This is a genomic window from Nonomuraea purpurea (assembly GCF_042650645.1).
Lineage (GTDB): Bacteria > Actinomycetota > Actinomycetes > Streptosporangiales > Streptosporangiaceae > Nonomuraea > Nonomuraea purpurea.
The window spans coordinates 319,013-336,402 of record NZ_JBHSBI010000001.1; the positions used below are offsets into that span (position 1 = coordinate 319,013).

Genomic DNA, 17,390 nt, shown 5'->3' on the forward strand with positions numbered 1-17,390 from the left:
GGGGGCGCCGCGCTCACCGGTAGAGGCTCCCGATCGCGTGCAGGTCAGGATGGGTCCTGGCGGCGGGACGGAGCCGTGGCGCCAGCGCACGCTTCACCCGGCGGGGCACACCGGGGCCGAACCCGACGTATTCCAGACGGGTGTCGTCGGGGACGGCGGCCAGCAGGGCCTTGGCGCCACGGCCGGTGATCCCGGTGCGGCGCAGCTCCAGCCGACGCAGTGGGCTGCCGGGCAGAGCCTCGGCCAGCACGGCGGCGCCCGTGTCTCCGGTGACGTTCGCGGGTGCGCCGAGGCTCCACTCCGATGGCGGACGTCCCAGGTCGAGGGCCTCGATACCGCCGAGCGCGTCGGCCAGCGCGCGTGCACCGTCCGGCCCGATGCCGTTGCCACCGAGGCCCAGGCGCACCGGCTGGGCGGGGTCGGCCACTGCGGCGAGCGTGGCCGCACCGGCGTCGCCGAGATGGTTGGCAGGAAGGTAGAGCTCGCGTACCCGGGCGTCCCGGATCAGCGCGGCCAGCAGGTCGCCGGACTCCGGGCCCAGCCCGTTCCCGCCCAGAAACAGCCGCTCGACCGGATTCGGCCGCTCGGCGAGCACGACCAGCAGCGCCCGCAGCCCCTCCCGCGTGAGCCCGGTGTTGACCAGGTCGAGAGTGCGGATCGTCGTGTTCCTGCGCAGCATCGCGGCCAGGGCGAGGACTCCGTCGTCGCCCACCGGGTTCCGCTTGAGCCACACGGCGCGCACGGTGGTGTCCGTGGCCAGTCGATCGGCGAGCGCCTCGGCGCCGGCCGCGCCGATGCGGTTGCAGCCGAGGTAGAGAGTCTCCAGGCCGTGGCCGGGAACGAGCGCGCCGGCGATGGTCCGGGCTCCGTCGTTCCCGATGGCGTTGGTGCCCAGCAGCAGATGGACGGCGTGCGGCGAGGCCACCGCGGCCGGGAGCAGCCGCGCCGCGCCGGCCGGGCCGAGGCCCTGCTTGCACAGGTCGACCCGGCCATCGGGCCGTACGGTGCCGAGCGGGAAGATCTCGTCGGCCGCCACCGGGGTCGCTGCGGCCAGCCGGGCGACCAGCGGACCCAGGTCAGCCGGATCGGCCGGCGGCACGTCAACGTGCTCGATCGCGGGGCAGCGTACGGGCGTCGGCTCCATCATCACCAATCCACCGGTCGGTAGTCCTTCAAGAACAGGCCGGACACCCGTTCGCCGCCCACACCGCGCACGATCGGGTCGTAGACCCGGGCGGCGCCGTCGATGACGTCCAGCGGCGGGCGGAACCCGGCCTCGCGCTGCGCGGTCTTGTCCGGATGGGGGCGTTCGTCGGTGACCCAGCCGGTGTCGACGCTGTTCATGTAGATGCCCGAGGCGGCATAGTCCGCGGCGGCGGTGCGGGTCAGCATGTTCAGGGCGGCCTTGGCCATGTTGGTGTGCGGATGGCGGACGGTCTTCTGCTCCCGGGAGAAGCTGCCCTCCATCGCCGAGACCTGTACGACGTACCGGTCCGGCCACGGAGAGGCTTCGAGCAGACCGCGCAGCCGGGAGGTCAGCAAGAACGGCGCGAAGGAGTTCACCAATTGGACCTCCAGCCACTCGGCCGGGTCCACCTCGTGCAGCCGCAGACTCCAGCTGTTGCGGTCGCGCAGGTCCAGCGGCTGACCGGTCTCGTCCGTCTGCCCGGCGGGGAACAGCACCTCCAGGGCGTCCTCCCGCCGCGTGACGGCCTGCCCGTGGGGCGTACGCGCGGAGTCCGAAGGAGCCGTGACCGCCGGCGCGGCCGTCCCCGATACGTCCGCCACGTCGATCTGCGCGGCCAGGCCCCTCAGCGGCGCGCGCTCCGCCGCGCGCACCTCGCGGTGGTACACGGCGGGCCGGCGGATCGTCTGGGCCGCGTTGTTGACGAGGAGGTCGAGATGACTGAAACGCCGCTGAACGGACTCCAGCAGACCCGCGACGGCCGCCAGGTCGAGCAGGTCGACACCGTGGACGTGTACCCGGTCCAGCCAGGCTTCGGCGTCGGGCACGGCCGCGAGCCGACGGGCGGCATCGCGCGGGAAGCGGGTGGTGACCAGGACGTCCGCGCCGTCGCGCAGCAGCTTCAGCGTCAGCTGGAAACCGATCTTCACCCGTCCGCCGGTCACGATCGCCCGGCGGCCACGCAGGTCGCAGCGGGCGTGCCGACGGGCCAGGTTCTCCTCGGCGCAATCCGGGCACAGCAGGTGGTATTCCGGATGCACCTGCTGGTAGGCGGACTTGCAGACGTAACAGCGTCGCGTGCCCACCAGCGAACGCCGTGTCGGCGCGGACTGGTTACCCGGCGGATCCGGCTCCGCGGATCCGGCCTGATCCCGGGGGCCCGTCGAGGGGGATGGATCCTGCTCTCGATAGCGCGCCGTGGCCGCCGTGGCCTCGTGGTCGCGTCGCCTGCGCTCGGCGTGCCGCGCCGCCTTCCGTGTCTTCTTCCCCGTCCGGTACAGGTGCGCCGCGGCCTCGTGCACGGCCGCCCATCGAGGATCGGCCGGATCCGCCGCGCGTGCCTGGGCCATCACCCGCAGGCAGGTCTCGACCTCGGCCTGGTCGGGGAGGGTTCCTGATCCGGGTGGCGGTGTCCCGGTCACGTCAGGATCGACGACCGACACCCACACCCCCACCGATGACTTCCGCGATCTGGGGCAAGGCTGGTCGGATTCGAACCGACGTCCTCCAACCTGCTGTAAGGCGCGACGACCTCTGCGCTACAGCCCTGCCGCTGCAGAGCTTAGCGAATAGCACGGACATTCAACGGCGTATGTGGATGAGAGCCGCGTTCCAGCGCTCGCTCAGCGGGTCTCCACCGGCGGGTCGTCGCGCCGGCGTGACAGCCGTCCCGCGATGGCGGGCAGCAGGCCGTTCGGCAGGAAGAGCACGACGACGATCAGGACGAGCGCGTACACGGCGTAGGACAGCACGCTGGGCGCGTACGTCGGCATGCCGGGCAGCGCGCCCAGGCTGTTCAGCCCCTGGACCAGCAGCGTGATCGCGGTGGCGCCCACGAGCGCGCCCCAGGTCGTCCCGAGCCCGCCGACCACGGCCATGACGATGTACTGGATCGAGATGAGCACGGGGAACGAGCCGGGCGCCACGTACCCGGCGTAGAAGCAGTAGATGCCGCCGGCCAGCCCCGCGAAGGCGGCGGAGAGCGCGAAGACGACCAGCTTGTACCGTCCGACCGGGATTCCGGAGGAGGCCGCGGCGGTCTCGCTGGTGGCCAGCGCCCGCAGCGCGCGTCCCGGCCGTGAGGCGATGACGTTGCGGGTCACCAGCATGACCAGCGCGACCCCGGCCCAGGTCAGGTACGCGTACGCCGCCGCGCTGCCCACCTCGAACGAGCCCACCGCGAACTGCGGGATGGCCTGCAGCCCGATGTCGCCGCCGGTGAACTCCAACTGCCCGGCCAGCGAGAGCAGGATGAGCTGCATGGCCAGGGTCGCGAAGGCCAGGTGGTGCCCGCGCAGCCGCAGCAGCGGCGTCCCGACCACCAGCGCGAACAGCGCCGCCACCACGGGGGCGGCGACCAGCCCGGCCAGTGGCGGGACCCCGTTGAGCGAGAGCAGGGCCGCGGTGTAGGCGCCGATGGCGTAGAAGGCGCCCTGCCCCAGCGACACCTGCCCGGCGTACCCCATGAGCAGCGACACCCCGACGGTGACCATGGCGGCCAGCCCCAGCAGGATGTACACCGCCAGCGCGCTGTCGTCGAGGACCGCGGGCAGCGCGAGCGTGACGGCGGCGACGACGAGCCCGGCGATCAGCTTGATCATGTGGACTCCTGGGAGATCGCCGAGCGGCGGCTCGCCTGCACGATCATGACGACGATCATCAGGCCCAGCGCGACTTCGAGCTGGTGGGAGCCGTAGCCGTAGCCCGCGGCCATGGTTTCGGCCACGCCGAGCAGCAGCGCGCCGACGAGCGTGACCACCGGCCGGGTCAGCGCGCCGAAGACGGCCGCCGCGAAACCGTTGACGATGAGCGTCACGTCGGTGTCGAACGAGATCGGACGCAGCGGCGTGACCAGCACCCCGGCGATGCCGCCGAGCAGCCCGCCGAGCGCGAACGCCAGCAGCCCCATCAGCCGGGTGTCGATTCCGACGACGCGGGCGGCGAACGGGTTCGAGGCGCACGCGGTCAGCGCCTTGCCCAGGTAGGTGCGGCCGAAGAAGAGCGCGAGCAGCACGAACGCGGCCGCCGTCACCGAGATCACCAGCAGGTGCTGCGTCTGGATCCGCGCCCCCGCGATCGTCACCGAGCCCGCCAGGCCGGGGGCCGAGCGCGGCTGGTCGCCCCATAGGACGATCTCGACGGCGTAGGCGAGCACGCCCACGCCGAGCGTGACGATCAGCGACGACAGCGGCGTGGTGTCGCGCCTGCCGATGGCGGCCAGCCCGGTCAGCAGGCCCGCCAGCGCCGCCGCCAGCACGGCGGCGATCTCGCTGACCCCGTGCGGCAGGCCCAGCCCGAGCAGCGAGGACGTGCACAGGCCCGCGACCACGGCGAACGTCCCCTGGGCGAAGTTCACCACGCCGGTGACCCGGTGGATGACGACCAGGCCGCCGGCGATGAGCGCGATCGCGCACCCGACGGCCAGGCCGTTGAGCAGGTACGTCAGGAACGCGCTCATGTGATCGCCCCGCCCAGGTACGCGCTGGCCACGCGCGGGTCATCGGCCAGCTCCGCCGACTCGCCCTCGGTCACCAGCCGCCCGGACTCCAGCACGTACGCCCGCCGGCACAGGTCGAAGGCCAGCCGCGCGTTCTGCTCGATGAGCAGCACGGTCAGCCCCCGCTCGCGGTTCAGCTCGGCCAGGTGGCCGGCCAGGTCGGCGGTCACGTTCGGGGCCAGGCCCAGGGAGAGCTCGTCCACGACCAGGGCGTCCGGCCGGGACATCATGGCCCGCCCGAACGCCACCATCTGCTGCTCGCCGCCCGACAGCACTCCGGCCCGCCGTCCGGCCAGCTCGGCCAGACGGGGCAGAAAGTCGAAAACGAACGCGGGGTCGCGTTCGCCGGAGCGCCAGCCGCCGAGCGCCAGGTTGTCCGCGACCGACAGATCAGGAAAGAGCTGGCGGCCCTCCGGGATCAGCGCCAACCGGCCGCCGATCGACACCGTCCCCGAGGCGGGCTTGAGCAGGCCCGCGAGCGTGCCCGCCAGCGTGGACTTGCCGGCGCCGTTCGGGCCGAGCAGGGCGACCATCTCGCCGCGCGCCACCGTGAGGGTGAGGTGGTCGAGCGCGGTCGCGGTGCCGTACGAGACGACCAGGTCCTTGACGTCGATCATGAGGTCTGTCCGAGATAGGCGGCGAGCACCAGCGGATCCGCGCGCACCTCGGCAGGGGATCCTTCCGCGATGACCTGCCCCAGGTCGAGCACCACGACGCGGTCGGCGAGCCGGGTCACGAACGCCACGTCGTGCTCGATGAGCAGGATCGTCAGCCCGCTCGCCCGTAGCTCCTCCACCAGCGTCGCGAGCCGTTCGCGCTCCTGGCCGCGCAGCCCGGAGGCGGGCTCGTCGAGCAGCAGCAGCCGGGGCCGCGCGCACAGGGCGCGGGCGAGTTGCAGCGCCCGCTGCTGCCCGATCGGCAGCCGGTCGGCGGGCCGCTCGGCCCAGCCGGCCAGGCCCACGCGTTCCAGCGCCGCCTCGGCTTCGGCGGCGATCCGGCGCTCGTCGCGCCGGTGCCGGGGCAGCCGCAGCGCCGCCGAGACGAACCCCGCGCTCGTGCGCCCGTGCAGGCCCACCATGACGTTCTCCCTGACCGTCATGCCGCGGAAGACCCTGGCCGCCTGGAAGACGATCGACATGCCGAGCCTGGCCCGCCGGTGCGGCGCGAGCCGGTCCACGCGGTGCCCGAGGAAGGAGATCTGGCCGTGGTCGGCCGCCAGATGCCCGGTGATCAGGTTGAACAGCGTGGACTTGCCGGCGCCGTTCGGCCCGATGACGCCGCAGACCTCGCCGTCCGCGACGTTCAGCGAGACGTCGCGGACGCCGTAGACGCCCCCGAAGGACCGGGAGACCCCGGTGACCGTCAGCACGCGCTACCCCGCGGCGGTGACGGTCTTGGTGAGCTGTTCCTTGGCCCATTCGGTGGGGACGAACTGGCCGTTCTTCACGGTGTTGACCGAGATGAACTCTGGCGACAACCCGGAATGGTCGGTGGGGGAGTAGCGGAAGCGGCCGTTCGGCGTGATCAGGTCCATCGTCTCCAGCGCCTGCTGGATCTTGGTCTTGTCGGTGCTGCCGGCCTTCCTGATCGCCTCGAACAGCAGCAGGCTCGCGCTGTAGCCGTCCTGCGCGAACTGCGGCGGCGGATAGCCGTGCTTGCTCTCGTACGGCTCCGCCATCTGGTCGATGATCTGCTTCTGCTTGCCGTCGGGCAGGTGGTCGCCGACGACGCCGATGGCGCTCTGCACGGTCATGCCCTCCGCGGCCTCGCCCATCGGCTCCAGCCACAGCTTGCTGGCCTGCGAGGCGGTCAGGAACAGCGGGGTCTTCAGCCCGGAGGCCGCGTACTGCTTGGCGGCCGTCACGCCGGGCGCGCCCGAGCCCCAGAACACCAGGGCCTCGGCCTGGGAGTCGCGCACGTGCTGGAAGACCGGGCTGAAGTCGGAGGTCGTGGTCTCGTAGGGCTCGTCCACGGCGATCGTCACGTTGTACTTCGGCGCGAGCGCCACCATCGACTTGTGCCCGGAGACCGAGTACGCGCTCTTGGAGTCCCAGGCGACCGCGATCGTCTTGATGCCCTGGGCCTGGATGTACTGCAGGAAGCGTTCGGCGTACATGCTGGACAGCGCGGGCGTGACGAAGATGTACGACTTGATCGGCTCGACCTGCTCCTGGGCGGGGGCCAGCGACAGATAGGGCATCTTGTCGCGCTGCGCGAGCGGCTCGATCGCGAGCGCCGAGTTGGAGAACACCGGGCCGATCAGCGCGTCGATCTCGCCCTTGATCTGGTTGTAGGCCACGATGCCCTGGTCGGGGGCGGTCTTGTCGTCGCGGGCGACCAGCTCCACCTTGCGCCCGAGCAGCCCGCCCTGGGCGTTGACCTGCTCGACGGCCAGCTCCACGGCCTTCTTGTCCTCGCTGCCCAGCGGCGTGTAGTTGCCGGTCAGGGAGACGATGAGCCCGACCTTGACCGGATCCTGGGCGCCGCCGGATTCGCCCCCACCGCTCCCGCCGCACGCGGCGACGGCCGCCAAGACGAAACAGGCCAGGGACGGAAGAAGCCTGCGCATCAGGACCTCCTGGACCGGCGATGTGGCCCCGAATGTAGGCAGGTACATTACGGCTGTCAATAGAGTGCCCAATATCTGGGGAGGGCTTTCCGATGCGGCCTCAGTCAGTGATCCTGACCTTCCTCGGAGACCACGTGTACGGGCGCGGGATCTGCGTCTCCTCCAAAAGCTTCATCGACGCCTTCGCCAGGGTCGGGATCTCGGAGGAGGCCACGCGCTCGACCCTCACCCGGATGGTCGGCCGAGGGCTGCTGCGCCGCCAGCGTTCCGGCCGGCGCATGTATTTCGGTCTCACGCCGACCAGCACCGAGGTGCTCAAGGACGGCGAGCGCCGCATCTGGCACAGCGGCGTCGTCAACGACGCCGACGAGGACCGCTGGACGCTGATCGGCTTCTCGCTGCCGGAGTCCTGGCAGCGGCAGCGGCACGAACTGCGCTCACGCCTGATCTGGGCCGGGTTCGGGCCGTTGCAGAATGGTTTGTGGATCGCCCCCGGAGAGGTGGACCCCGCGCGCGTCATCGACGACCTCGGCGCGAACGTCAAGGTCTTCGCCGCCGAGCCCAGGCGGCCGACCGACATGCAGACGCTGGTCGGCGACGCCTACGACCTGGCGGGGCTGGGCGCGCGCTACCGGGCGTTCCTGCGCCGCTGGGACCAGGCCGACCCCGCACCCGGCGCCCCCGACGACCTGGCCCGCTCGCTCATGCTGCTCACCGACTGGCTGCAGATCATCAGGACCGACCCCCGGCTGCCGCTGCGCTACCTGCCGCACGACTGGCCCGCGGAGAAGGCGCAGCGGGTGTGCCACGCGCTGCACGAGCGGTTCAGGCCGGAGGCGGTGCAGGTGGCCGCGCGGCTGCTCGACGCGATCCCCGACGAAACTTGGGCAGAACGGTGACAGCAATCGCATAGTGGCCTAACTTGAGGACCTGAGGGTCAAGGAGCGCCGATGCGGAATCAGGGGATTGGCTCATGGCCGGCACGCAGGGCGCGCATGACGCCCGACCGCGTGGCGCTGACCTACCGCGGACGCGACCACACCTATCGTGAGCTGCGCGAACGCACATACCGGCTGGCCTCGGCACTCGGCGTGGGGCGTGGCGAGCGGGTGGCCTACCTCGGGGCCAATCAGCCGTCGATGGTGGAGACGTTCTTCGCGGCCGGGCTGCTCGGGGCGGTGTTCGTCCCGCTCAACACCCGGCTGACCGCGCAGGAGCTGCGCTTCATCCTGGAGGACGCGCAGGCCGAGGTCGTCCTGCTGGGCGAGGGGCAGTCCGGCGAGGGCCTGCCGGGACGGCACGTTCCCGCCGCCGCCTACGAGGAACTGCTGGCCTCCGGCTCGCCCGAGCCGATCGACAAGCCTGTCAGCCAGGACGACGTGTGCCTGATCATGTACACCTCGGGCACCACCGGACGGCCCAAGGGCGCCATGCTCACCCACGCCAACCTGACGTGGAACACCGTCAACCTGCTGGTGGACGTGCCGTTCGCGCACGACGAGGTCACCCTGATCAGCGCGCCGCTGTTCCACATCGCGGCCCTGGCGCAGACGCTGGTGCCGACCGTGCTCAAGGGCGGGCGGGCCGTCCTGGAGCCGTCGTTCGACGTGGCGCGGACCTTCGACCTGGTCGAGGCGGAGCGGGTCACGGTGATGTTCGGGGTGCCGTCGATGTTCGGCTTCCTCGCGCGGTCGCCGCGGTGGGCGGAGGCCGATCTGTCGAGTCTGCGGCATCTGCTGTGCGGGGGCGCGCCGGTGCCCGAGCCGCTGATCCGGATTTATCAGGACCGGGGGCTGACGTTCCTGCAGGGGTACGGCATGACCGAGACCGCCCCCGGAGCCCTCTTCCTCGGGGCCGAGCGCTCCGTCGACAAGGCGGGCTCGGCCGGGGTGCCGTGCTTCTTCTCCGACGTGCGACTGGTCGGGCGTGACGGCTCTCCCGCGCGGCCGGGGGAGCCGGGGGAGGTCTACGTCCAGGGGCCCAACGTCATGCCCGGCTACTGGCGGCGGCCCGAGGAGAGCGCCCGGGTGCTCTCGCCCGACGGCTGGTTCCGCTCGGGCGACGTCGGGATTGCCGACGAGGACGGCTACGTGCGGATCTCCGACCGGCTCAACGACGTGATCATCTCCGGGGGAGAGAACGTCTATCCCGCCGAGGTCGAGAGCGCCCTGTACGAGCACGTCGCGGTGGCCGAATGCGCGGTGATCGGCGTGCCGGACGACAAATGGGGCGAGGTCGGCAAGGCGCTGGTCGTGTTGCGGTCCGGCGTCCAGGTTGGGACCGACGAGTTGCTGACACACCTGGACGGACGGTTAGCTCGCTTCAAAATCCCGAAATTTCTGGAATTCATCCCCGAATTACCCAAGAACGCGGCCGGCAAGATCCTCAAAGCCCCGCTCAGACACCTCTACGGATCCTGACTTAGAGGGAGATGATCCTTTAATGCGCACCACACCCCCGTTCCGCGCCGACCACGTCGGCAGCCTCCTGCGGCCGTCCGCGCTGCTGAGCGCCCGTGACAGCCTCACCGGCGACGCGTTGCGGGAGACCGAGGACGAGGCCATCAGAGAGGTCGTCCGCAGGCAGCGCGAAGCCGGCCTGCAGAGCGCCACGGACGGCGAGTTCAGACGGACCTCGTGGCACATGGACTTCATCTACCGGCTCGGCGGCGTCGGCCAGGCCACCGACGACCGCATCACGGTCCGCTTCCACAACGAGCAGGGCGACATCGAATGGAGCCCGGCCGCGCTGCGCGTCCACGACCGCATCAGGCTGGCCGAGCCGATCTTCGCCGACGACTTCACCTTCCTGCGCGACACCGTCGGCGACGGGGTCGTGCCCAAACTGACCATCCCCTCGCCCAGCATGGTCCACTACCGGGGCGGCCCCGCCGCGATCGACCCGAACGTCTACCCGGACGTGGAGGAGTTCTGGCGCGACCTCAGCGCCGCCTACGCCGAGCAGGTACGCAGGATCGGGGCGCTCGGGTGCACGTACCTGCAGTTCGACGACACCAGCCTGGCCTACCTGAACGATCCCGCCCAGCGGGCCGAACTGACCTCGCGCGGGGACGACGCCGAACACCTGCACCTGCGCTACATCAAACAGATCAACGCCGCCCTGGCCGCCAAACCCGCCGGCATGACCATCACCACACACATGTGCCGAGGAAACTTCCGCTCCTCCTGGGCCGCCTCCGGCAGCTACGACTTCGTGGCCGAGGCGCTGTTCGGCGAACTGAAGGTCGACGGGTTCTTCCTCGAATACGACGACGAACGCTCGGGCGGGTTCGAGCCGCTGCGGTACGTGCCGCCGGGGAAGATGGTCGTGCTCGGGCTGGTGACCACCAAGCGGGGAGAACTGGAGTCCAAGGACGCGCTCAAGCGGCGCATCGACGAGGCCGCCAAGTTCGTCGACCTCGACCAGTTGTGCTTGTCGCCGCAGTGCGGGTTCTCCTCGACCGTCGAGGGCAACCAGCTCACGGCCGACGAGCAGTTCGCCAAACTGCGACTCATCGTGGAAACCGCCCAGGAGGTGTGGGGCTGACCCCTCACCTCCCTCGCCGCTGCTGACCACCGCGGTGCGGTCTCCGCGGTGGTCAGCGGAGGACGATGGTGGTGAGGGCCCGGGGTGGGAGGGTGACCGTGCGGCCCGTCACCGGGGACGGCGTGAGGGAGTTGGCGTTGTCGGTGACGTAGGCGGTGGCGCGGCCTCGGACGCCGTCCCACGTGACGGGCGTGGTGCCGGTGTTGAGGACCTCGATGACGCGCGAGCCGTCCGCGTTGCGGAAGGCGGAGACCTTCAGCGCGGGAGAGGCCGCCGAGGCGTCGAGCCGGACCGCGCCGGGCCGGATGAACCGGCTGTAGGCCGCCAGCGCCCAAAGCCGCTTGGACACGTGGTAAGTCTTGGCCGTGTCGTCGAGTTGCAGCAGCGCCCTGGTCTCCCCGCGTGAGCCGCCCAGCCAGTAGACGTAGGCGCTGACGTTCCCGAGCGTGAGCGCGTCGTGGACGGCCTGGGCGATCGTGAACCCGTCGTAGCCGCTGCCGTCGTCCCAGTTCTCGTTCCAGGTGGAGCCGCTGGGGTTCCACTCCGACATCCAGGTCTTCCTGTCGGTCGGCAGCGGGGCGTCCACGGGGCTGGCGTAGGTGTGGCCGGTGTGGGTCTTGACCCAGCGGCGCGCCTGCGGGTCGGCCTCGATCGCGGCGGTGTACGCCTTGGCCTGGTTCCAGCCGAAGGAGTCGCAGCAGACGACCTCAACGCCCTTGGCGACGGGCCCGAGGACCTTGACGAACTGGGCGGCCTGTTCGGGGGTGAAGCGCATGGAGGCGTACGTGGTCGTCCAGTCGGGCTCGTTCGTGAACCCGAGGTCGGTGATCTTGATGCCTTCTTTGGCGTAGAACTTCGTGTACGCCATCAGGTAGTCGGCGTAGGCCCGCTGCCACTCCGGCTTCAGCGTGCCGCCGTTCTTGTCGTCGCCGTTGTCCTTCATGTATCCGGGCGCGCTCCAGGCGTCGGCGAAGAACCGTTTCACCCCGTACGCCTTGGCCTCCTTGGCCACCCATACCTGGCTGTTGTCGTCGCCGTCCCAGACGTACTTGGGGGGTGCGTCCGGGCCGCCCGGGTCCTCGGGCTGGATGGAGACCATGTGGTCGTACGGGCTGCCCGCGGGGGAGGAGCCGATGCCGAGCCGCAGGATGCTCAGCCCGGCCCCCTTGTCACGGTCGAACCACAGGTCGAGGACCTCCCGCTGCTGGGCGGGCGAGAGCGCCTTGAGCAGTTCGTTGCGCCGGAAGGCCTGGGAGATGCCGAAGCCGTCGATCTCCTGGTGCCGGACGCGCTCGTTCACGGTGATGGCTGGGGGGTCGGCCGGTTGTGCCACCGAGGGGACGCCGAGCAAGGTGACCGCGACAACTGCCCGCAACATGGAGCCTCCGAAAATTTCGGCACGATGACGATATGTTTCGCCGATCGCCGGAACCGTACGGAAGGCGAAGGTCGTTCGTCAAGACCCAGGGACGCCGCCGGTTCGTTGTGCGCGTTTGCGCACGATGTGCCCTACGGTTGGGGCATGAGCAAGGAGGTCAGCATGCCTGCGGACGAACAGCCCATCCCCTCGGTGTGGGCCAAGCCGCGCCGCGAGCGGGAGCAGCCGGCGCTCAGCCGGGAACTCATCGTCGCCGAGGCGGTCCGGCTGCTCGACGAGGAGGGCGCCGACGCGCTGAGCATGCGCCGCCTCGGCGCCAGGCTCAACGCCGGGGCCACCTCGCTCTATCGCCACGTGGGCAACAAGGACGAGCTGTTCGAGCTGGCCGTGGACGAGGTCTACGGCGAGCTGCCGCTGCTCGCCACCGAGGACGGCGGCGACTGGCGGGAGACCGTCACGCGCGTGGCCCACGGCATGCGCGCGACGATTCTGCGCCACCACTGGCTCGCCGCCAAGATCGGCGAGGTCGGGCTCGCCTACCTGGGGCCCAACATGCTGCGCTACAGCGAGCACATGCTGGGCGTGTTCGAGACGGCCGGGTTCGCGCTCGACGAGGCCGACAACGCCCTGAGCGCGGTCACCGCGTACGTGCTCGGCATCTCCACCGGCGAGGCCGCGTGGGCGGCGATGGTCGCGCGCAGCGGGCAGAGCAAGCAGGAGTGGGCCGAGCGGTTGTGGCCGGCGGCCGAGCGGGCGGTGCGCGACTACCCCCGGCTGCGTGCCCGGTACGCCGCCCAGCGCGAGGGCGATCTGGCCGCCTCCAACGACGACGCCTTCGACTACGGGCTCCAGCGCCTGCTCGACGGGCTGCAGGCCCGGCTCGGCTCATAGATCCACCGGCCGAGACCGATCATGCTGAGCCGCCGATCAGCCCCGGCGGCTCTGCCCAGGGCAGGTGGCAAAACGCGTGCCGACCTCTGGATTCACTTGTGGCCCATCACCGCCACCAGTCTTGCGACGCGGGCCCGCGCTGCGGAAGGATCGCCGCATCACCCCCCGCATCTGCATGACGACTGGAGAGGCTTGTCGTGCGCACACAAGAGAACATCGAGCGGTTCGGCTACCGGCAGGAGTTACGTCGCGGGGTCGGGCTGACCGACCTCGTGTTCTACGGCCTGGTGTTCATGGTGCCGATTGCGCCGTTTGCCATATTTGGCCTTGTTTACTCGCGATCAGGCGGCATGCCGGTCATGGCGTATCTCGTCGGGATGATCGCGCTGCTGTTCACCGCCGCCTCGTACGCGCAGATGGTCAAAGCGTTCCCGCTGTCGGGATCGGTCTACAACTACGCGGGCCGCGGCATCGCCCCGCCGGTCGGGTTCCTGACCGGATGGATGATCCTGCTCGACTACATCCTCGTCCCGTGCCTGCTCTACCTGGTCGCCGCCATCGCCATGAACGCGAGCGTGCCGCAGGTGCCCGTGTGGGCCTGGCTGATCGTGTTCGTGGGCGTCAACACGGTGATCAACCTGCGCGGGATCCGGATGACGGTCAAGCTCACCCGGGTGATGATCGCCTTCGAGGTGATCGTGCTCTTGCTGTTCCTCGTGGTCGGCCTGTGGGCGCTCCTCCAGGGCAAGGGCCACGGGTTCAGCCTCTCCCCGCTGTTCAACCCGGAGACGTTCTCCTGGCCGGTGGTGTTCGCCGCGGTCTCGGTGGCGGTTCTGTCGTTCCTCGGCTTTGACGGGATCAGCATGCTGGTCGAGGAGTCGACCGGCGGGTCCGAGCAGGTCGGCAGGGCCATGCGCCTGGCTCTGGTGCTGGCGGGCGTGCTGTTCGTCACCCAGGTCTGGGTCGCCGCGCTGCTGGTGCCCGACCCCGGGGGACTGCTGGTCAAGGACACCGGCACCGCCTTCTACGACGCGGCCGCCGTCGCGGGCGGCGACTGGCTCAGGCACCTCACCACGACCGCCACCGCGCTCGCGTGGGGCATCGCCAACACCCTGGTCGCCCAGGTCGCCGTCTCACGCCTGCTGTATGCGATGGCGCGCGACCGGCAGCTCCCCTCGTTCCTGGCCAGGGTGTCGGTCAGGCACTCGGTGCCGGCCAACGCCATCATGCTCATCTCCCTGCTGTCGGTGGGCGTCGGGATCTGGATGGCCACCCGCGCCGACGGCGTCGACCTCCTGACGAGCCTGATCAACATGGGCGCGATGGTCGCCTTCGTGGTGCTGCACGTGTCGGTGATCGTGCACTACTCGCTGCGTCACGACTCGGACCGCTGGTGGTCGCACCTGATCGCGCCGCTCATCGGGATGGGCATCCTCGTCTTCGTCGTGATCAACGCCAATATCCTGGCGCAGGTCGTGGGGCTCGTCTGGCTCGGCGTCGGGGTTGTGGTGCTCATCGTCCTGTATGCCCTCGGCCGCCGGCCGACCGTGCAGGCCACATCAGGAAATATCACGACATGAATCGGCTGCCCATCCACCAGGACCTCTACCTCATCGCGCACGGCCAGTCCGGCAAGCCCCTGATCCACCCGTCGTCGCTGGCGCTCGGCCTGGCCGGGGCGACGCTGCTCGAACTGGCGCTGGGCGGCCTCGTCACCGTCACCAGGGGCCTGGCCGTCACCTCTCGTGGCCCGTCCACGGGGGATGCGGTCTGCGACGACTTCGTCTCGCTCCTGACGCGCGGCCGGGCCGACGTCAGGTCCCTGATCAAGAAGGGCTCCGACGGGATCTGCGAGCGCACCCGCGAGTCCCTGGTGGGGGCGGGCGTGCTCGTCCGCGTCAGCGGCCGGCGCATGGGCATGCTGCCGTACACGCGCTACGAGCCGGCCGACATCTCCTCGATCGTCCGGGCCTCGTCGGGGGCGCGCTCGGCGGTCGAGGGCTGGAAACAGCCCGACGCCCGGTGCGCCGCCCTCTGCGGGCTGGTGGCCGTGCTGCGGCTGGAGGCGGAGCTCTATCTCGACCAGCCCGCGGGCCGGCTCGTCGGACGCCTGCTCGAGATCGCCGCAGCCGGCGCGCCCCCGGTCGGCGAGCTGGTCGCGGTCGTGGACGCCCTTGTGGGCGAGGCGGCGGTCGCGGTGTACCGCTAAATGATCACTCTACTTGGTAAAGGCGTTGGCAGGGGACACGGCGGTCGCGCGGAACAGTGGAAAACGCCTTCGGATAATTACTATGGGTAATCGAATGACTGCAATGGGTGGCGTCATCGTCGCCCCAGCTCAGCCAGAGGAGAACCCATGCGACCCATCGCCAAGGCACTCGCCGTCCTCGCCGCCGCCTCAGTGACGGCGGTGTCCCCGATCTGTCCCGCGTGGGCAGCTCAGGGAACGTTGTCCCTCAGCGGCAACTACTACGTCAACCCCACCGTGGGCTGCTACAACACCGCCGGGCGGCCGCTGGCGGTCAGCAACGGGACCGACACCCCGGTCCAGATGTTCAGCGACTCCAACTGCCGGGCCAAGTCCCTCGGCGTGGTCCAGCCGGGCTCCACGATTTTCGCGGAAGGCGGCAGCGTGTACGTCCCCCGGTAGCGCCGGACGGGGCACAACGGCGGGGCGCCGGTCGCGTCACCCGGCGCCCGCCGTGCCGCTCAGGGAAGATCAAGTAAAGGACTGATCCACGGGCGTGGCGCGCTGCCTCCTTGATCACTCTCCGTTACCGTCCCAAGGGGACCGGGGGGAGATGGTTGTGGAACGGCTGTCAGGCGCGCGGGTTTCGCGCAGGCTGTTGATCAGCGGCGCGTTCGCCGCACTGGGCGCCGCTGTGGCGCCCGGGGGAAACGCGGCGCTCGGGGCGACGTCGCCCAGGGGAGCGGCGCGGCCTCGGGGGATGGTGCTGCGGGCCGGGCCCGCCACCATCGACCTGGGCGGGCGCACGGTCGCCACTTGGGCCTACGACGATCTCGTGCCGGGCCCGTCCATCGTGGCGACCGCCGGTGAGAGGGTCGCCGTGCGGCTGGTCAACGCGCTGCCCGACCCGACCACCGTGCACTGGCACGGCATCAGGATCGACCCGGCCATGGACGGCGCGCCCGGCTACACGCAGGCGGCCACCCGGCCGGGCGAAACGTTCGACTACGTCTTCACGGTGCCCGACCCGGGGACGTACTTCTACCACTCGCACGTCGGCATGCAGCTCGACCGCGGCCTGTACGGGCCGCTGATCATCGCCGACCCGCGCGAGCCGCTCGGGTACGACGACGAGTTCACGGTCGTGCTCGACGACTGGCTGGACGGCATCGACGGCACCCCCGACGACGCCCTGCGCAAGCTGAACGCCAGCACCGACCACGACGACACCCTGCGCAGCACGGTCATGGGCGGGGTGTCCGCCGAGCTGCGGCACCCGCACTACCTGATCAACGGGCGCGTGCCCGAGGCGCCCGTGACGTTCGACTCCCGGCCGGGGCGGCGGATCAGGTTCCGGGTGATCAACGCCTCCGCCGACACCCCGTTCCGTTTCGCGCTCGGCGACCACCGCATGACCGTCACCCACACCGACGGGTTCCCGTGCAGGCCGGTGACCGTGGACACCTTCATCATCGGGATGGGCGAGCGCTACGACTTCCTGGTGACGCTCGGTTCGGGGGCGTTCCCGCTGGTCGCGTCCGCCGAGGGCAAGGGAGGGCAGGCGATGGCGATCGTGCGCACCTCGCCGGGGGCCGCCGCGCCGTCGCCGAAGGCCAAGGTGACGCAGCTCGACGGGAAGATGTTGCAGTACCGCGAGCTGAACGCCCGCCACCACGATCACCTGCCCCGCCCGTCCAGGACCCTCACCGTGGCGCTGGGCATGCGTCCGTCGGGCAACGAGTGGACGCTCAACGGCAAGCTCGCCAATGACCCGATGCGGCTGCGCGTGGACCGGGGGGAGACGGTCCGGATCGTCCTGCACAACCAGTCGCCCATGTGGCATCCGATGCACCTGCACGGGCACACCTTCCAGCTGCGCTCGAACGGGATGCGCGGGCCGCGCAAGGACACCGTGAACATCAAGCCGCGGGAACGACTGAACATCGACGTGCATGCCGACAACCCCGGCGAGTGGATGTTCCACTGCCACAACCTGTATCACCAGGAGCAGGGGATGATGGGCACGTTCGGGTACGGCAGGCCGCCACGCCGGGCCTCGCACACCATGCATCACTGAGACGCCGAAGCCGCAGTCGCCCGGGGCGCCTTGGGGAGAACCCGGGCGCGCCGGGGGAT

16 protein-coding genes and 1 tRNA gene are annotated in these 17,390 nt (G+C 70.5%); 8 read left to right on the top strand and 9 right to left on the bottom strand.

Annotated elements, in window-relative coordinates:
- Positions 1-13: 13 nt before the first annotated feature.
- From ACFOY2_RS01455 to ACFOY2_RS01490, 8 genes are all read right to left on the bottom strand, one after another.
- Positions 14-1,147, bottom strand: coding sequence for a gala protein (locus tag ACFOY2_RS01455; RefSeq protein WP_379526037.1), 1,134 nt, complete (start codon positions 1,145-1,147; stop codon positions 14-16).
- Positions 1,147-2,628, bottom strand: a complete 1,482-nt coding sequence (locus ACFOY2_RS01460; protein ID WP_379526038.1) for an SDR family NAD(P)-dependent oxidoreductase — start codon at positions 2,626-2,628, stop codon at positions 1,147-1,149. The genes ACFOY2_RS01455 and ACFOY2_RS01460 overlap by 1 nt, the downstream gene beginning before the upstream one ends.
- A 34-nt stretch (positions 2,629-2,662) precedes the next feature.
- A tRNA-OTHER gene (locus ACFOY2_RS01465) sits at positions 2,663-2,734 on the bottom strand.
- A gap of 74 nt (positions 2,735-2,808) precedes the next feature.
- Complete coding sequence (locus ACFOY2_RS01470; RefSeq protein ID WP_379526039.1) at positions 2,809-3,786, bottom strand: branched-chain amino acid ABC transporter permease; 978 nt, start codon at positions 3,784-3,786, stop codon at positions 2,809-2,811.
- On the bottom strand, positions 3,783-4,643 hold the full coding sequence (locus ACFOY2_RS01475) for a branched-chain amino acid ABC transporter permease (RefSeq protein ID WP_379526040.1): 861 nt from the start codon (positions 4,641-4,643) through the stop codon (positions 3,783-3,785). The genes ACFOY2_RS01470 and ACFOY2_RS01475 overlap by 4 nt, the downstream gene beginning before the upstream one ends.
- Entirely contained in the window at positions 4,640-5,299 is a 660-nt protein-coding gene (locus ACFOY2_RS01480; protein ID WP_379526041.1) for an ABC transporter ATP-binding protein, read from the bottom strand. Before ACFOY2_RS01480 ends, ACFOY2_RS01475 begins: the two co-directional genes overlap by 4 nt.
- Complete coding sequence (locus ACFOY2_RS01485; protein ID WP_379526042.1) at positions 5,296-6,051, bottom strand: ABC transporter ATP-binding protein; 756 nt, start codon at positions 6,049-6,051, stop codon at positions 5,296-5,298. The genes ACFOY2_RS01480 and ACFOY2_RS01485 overlap by 4 nt, the downstream gene beginning before the upstream one ends.
- 3 nt (positions 6,052-6,054) lie before the next feature.
- Positions 6,055-7,251 carry an ABC transporter substrate-binding protein gene (locus ACFOY2_RS01490; protein WP_379526043.1) on the bottom strand — a complete coding sequence of 399 codons (1,197 nt, stop codon included), beginning with the start codon at positions 7,249-7,251 and terminating at the stop codon, positions 6,055-6,057.
- Between the two features lie 92 nt (positions 7,252-7,343).
- On the opposite strand from ACFOY2_RS01490, the gene ACFOY2_RS01495 reads away from it, so the two are divergent.
- The 3 genes from ACFOY2_RS01495 to ACFOY2_RS01505 all read left to right on the top strand — a co-directional run bounded on the left by ACFOY2_RS01495 (position 7,344) and on the right by ACFOY2_RS01505 (position 10,797).
- Positions 7,344-8,150, top strand: coding sequence for a PaaX family transcriptional regulator (locus ACFOY2_RS01495; RefSeq protein ID WP_379526044.1), 807 nt, complete (start codon positions 7,344-7,346; stop codon positions 8,148-8,150).
- A 96-nt stretch (positions 8,151-8,246) separates the two neighbouring features.
- Positions 8,247-9,671, top strand: coding sequence for an acyl-CoA synthetase (locus ACFOY2_RS01500; RefSeq protein ID WP_379526045.1), 1,425 nt, complete (start codon positions 8,247-8,249; stop codon positions 9,669-9,671).
- 22 nt (positions 9,672-9,693) lie between these two features.
- Positions 9,694-10,797: a 5-methyltetrahydropteroyltriglutamate--homocysteine S-methyltransferase gene (locus tag ACFOY2_RS01505; protein WP_379526046.1), complete on the top strand. Its 1,104-nt coding sequence runs from the start codon at positions 9,694-9,696 to the stop codon at positions 10,795-10,797.
- A gap of 52 nt (positions 10,798-10,849) precedes the next feature.
- On the opposite strand, the gene ACFOY2_RS01510 is transcribed toward ACFOY2_RS01505, so the two are convergent.
- Complete coding sequence (locus ACFOY2_RS01510) at positions 10,850-12,175, bottom strand: glycoside hydrolase family 30 protein (protein ID WP_379526047.1); 1,326 nt, start codon at positions 12,173-12,175, stop codon at positions 10,850-10,852.
- A 144-nt stretch (positions 12,176-12,319) separates the two neighbouring features.
- On the opposite strand from ACFOY2_RS01510, the gene ACFOY2_RS01515 reads away from it, so the two are divergent.
- The 5 genes from ACFOY2_RS01515 to ACFOY2_RS01535 all read left to right on the top strand — a co-directional run bounded on the left by ACFOY2_RS01515 (position 12,320) and on the right by ACFOY2_RS01535 (position 17,331).
- Complete coding sequence (locus ACFOY2_RS01515; protein ID WP_379526048.1) at positions 12,320-13,066, top strand: TetR/AcrR family transcriptional regulator; 747 nt, start codon at positions 12,320-12,322, stop codon at positions 13,064-13,066.
- Between the two features lie 197 nt (positions 13,067-13,263).
- On the top strand, positions 13,264-14,646 hold the full coding sequence (locus tag ACFOY2_RS01520) for an APC family permease (RefSeq protein ID WP_379526049.1): 1,383 nt from the start codon (positions 13,264-13,266) through the stop codon (positions 14,644-14,646).
- Positions 14,643-15,275: a GOLPH3/VPS74 family protein gene (locus ACFOY2_RS01525; RefSeq protein WP_379526050.1), complete on the top strand. Its 633-nt coding sequence runs from the start codon at positions 14,643-14,645 to the stop codon at positions 15,273-15,275. The genes ACFOY2_RS01520 and ACFOY2_RS01525 overlap by 4 nt, the downstream gene beginning before the upstream one ends.
- Before the next feature lie 147 nt (positions 15,276-15,422).
- Complete coding sequence (locus ACFOY2_RS01530; protein ID WP_379526051.1) at positions 15,423-15,716, top strand: hypothetical protein; 294 nt, start codon at positions 15,423-15,425, stop codon at positions 15,714-15,716.
- Positions 15,717-15,873: 157 nt separating this feature from the next.
- Positions 15,874-17,331, top strand: coding sequence for a multicopper oxidase family protein (locus tag ACFOY2_RS01535; protein ID WP_379526052.1), 1,458 nt, complete (start codon positions 15,874-15,876; stop codon positions 17,329-17,331).
- The last annotated feature ends 59 nt before the right edge of the window (positions 17,332-17,390 follow it).

Bases quoted from the DNA above. Each gene is read 5' to 3' on its own strand.
- ACFOY2_RS01455 (WP_379526037.1), bottom strand. From the start codon at position 1,147: ATGATGGAGCCGACGCCCGTACGCTGCCCCGCGATCGAGCACGTTGAC.
- ACFOY2_RS01470 (WP_379526039.1), bottom strand. From the start codon at position 3,786: ATGATCAAGCTGATCGCCGGGCTCGTCGTCGCCGCCGTCACGCTCGCG.
- ACFOY2_RS01475 (WP_379526040.1), bottom strand. From the start codon at position 4,643: ATGAGCGCGTTCCTGACGTACCTGCTCAACGGCCTGGCCGTCGGGTGC.
- ACFOY2_RS01480 (WP_379526041.1), bottom strand. From the start codon at position 5,299: ATGATCGACGTCAAGGACCTGGTCGTCTCGTACGGCACCGCGACCGCG.
- ACFOY2_RS01490 (WP_379526043.1), bottom strand. From the start codon at position 7,251: ATGCGCAGGCTTCTTCCGTCCCTGGCCTGTTTCGTCTTGGCGGCCGTC.
- ACFOY2_RS01495 (WP_379526044.1), top strand. From the start codon at position 7,344: ATGCGGCCTCAGTCAGTGATCCTGACCTTCCTCGGAGACCACGTGTAC.
- ACFOY2_RS01500 (WP_379526045.1), top strand. From the start codon at position 8,247: ATGACGCCCGACCGCGTGGCGCTGACCTACCGCGGACGCGACCACACC.
- ACFOY2_RS01505 (WP_379526046.1), top strand. From the start codon at position 9,694: ATGCGCACCACACCCCCGTTCCGCGCCGACCACGTCGGCAGCCTCCTG.
- ACFOY2_RS01510 (WP_379526047.1), bottom strand. From the start codon at position 12,175: ATGTTGCGGGCAGTTGTCGCGGTCACCTTGCTCGGCGTCCCCTCGGTG.
- ACFOY2_RS01515 (WP_379526048.1), top strand. From the start codon at position 12,320: ATGAGCAAGGAGGTCAGCATGCCTGCGGACGAACAGCCCATCCCCTCG.
- ACFOY2_RS01525 (WP_379526050.1), top strand. From the start codon at position 14,643: ATGAATCGGCTGCCCATCCACCAGGACCTCTACCTCATCGCGCACGGC.
- ACFOY2_RS01530 (WP_379526051.1), top strand. From the start codon at position 15,423: ATGCGACCCATCGCCAAGGCACTCGCCGTCCTCGCCGCCGCCTCAGTG.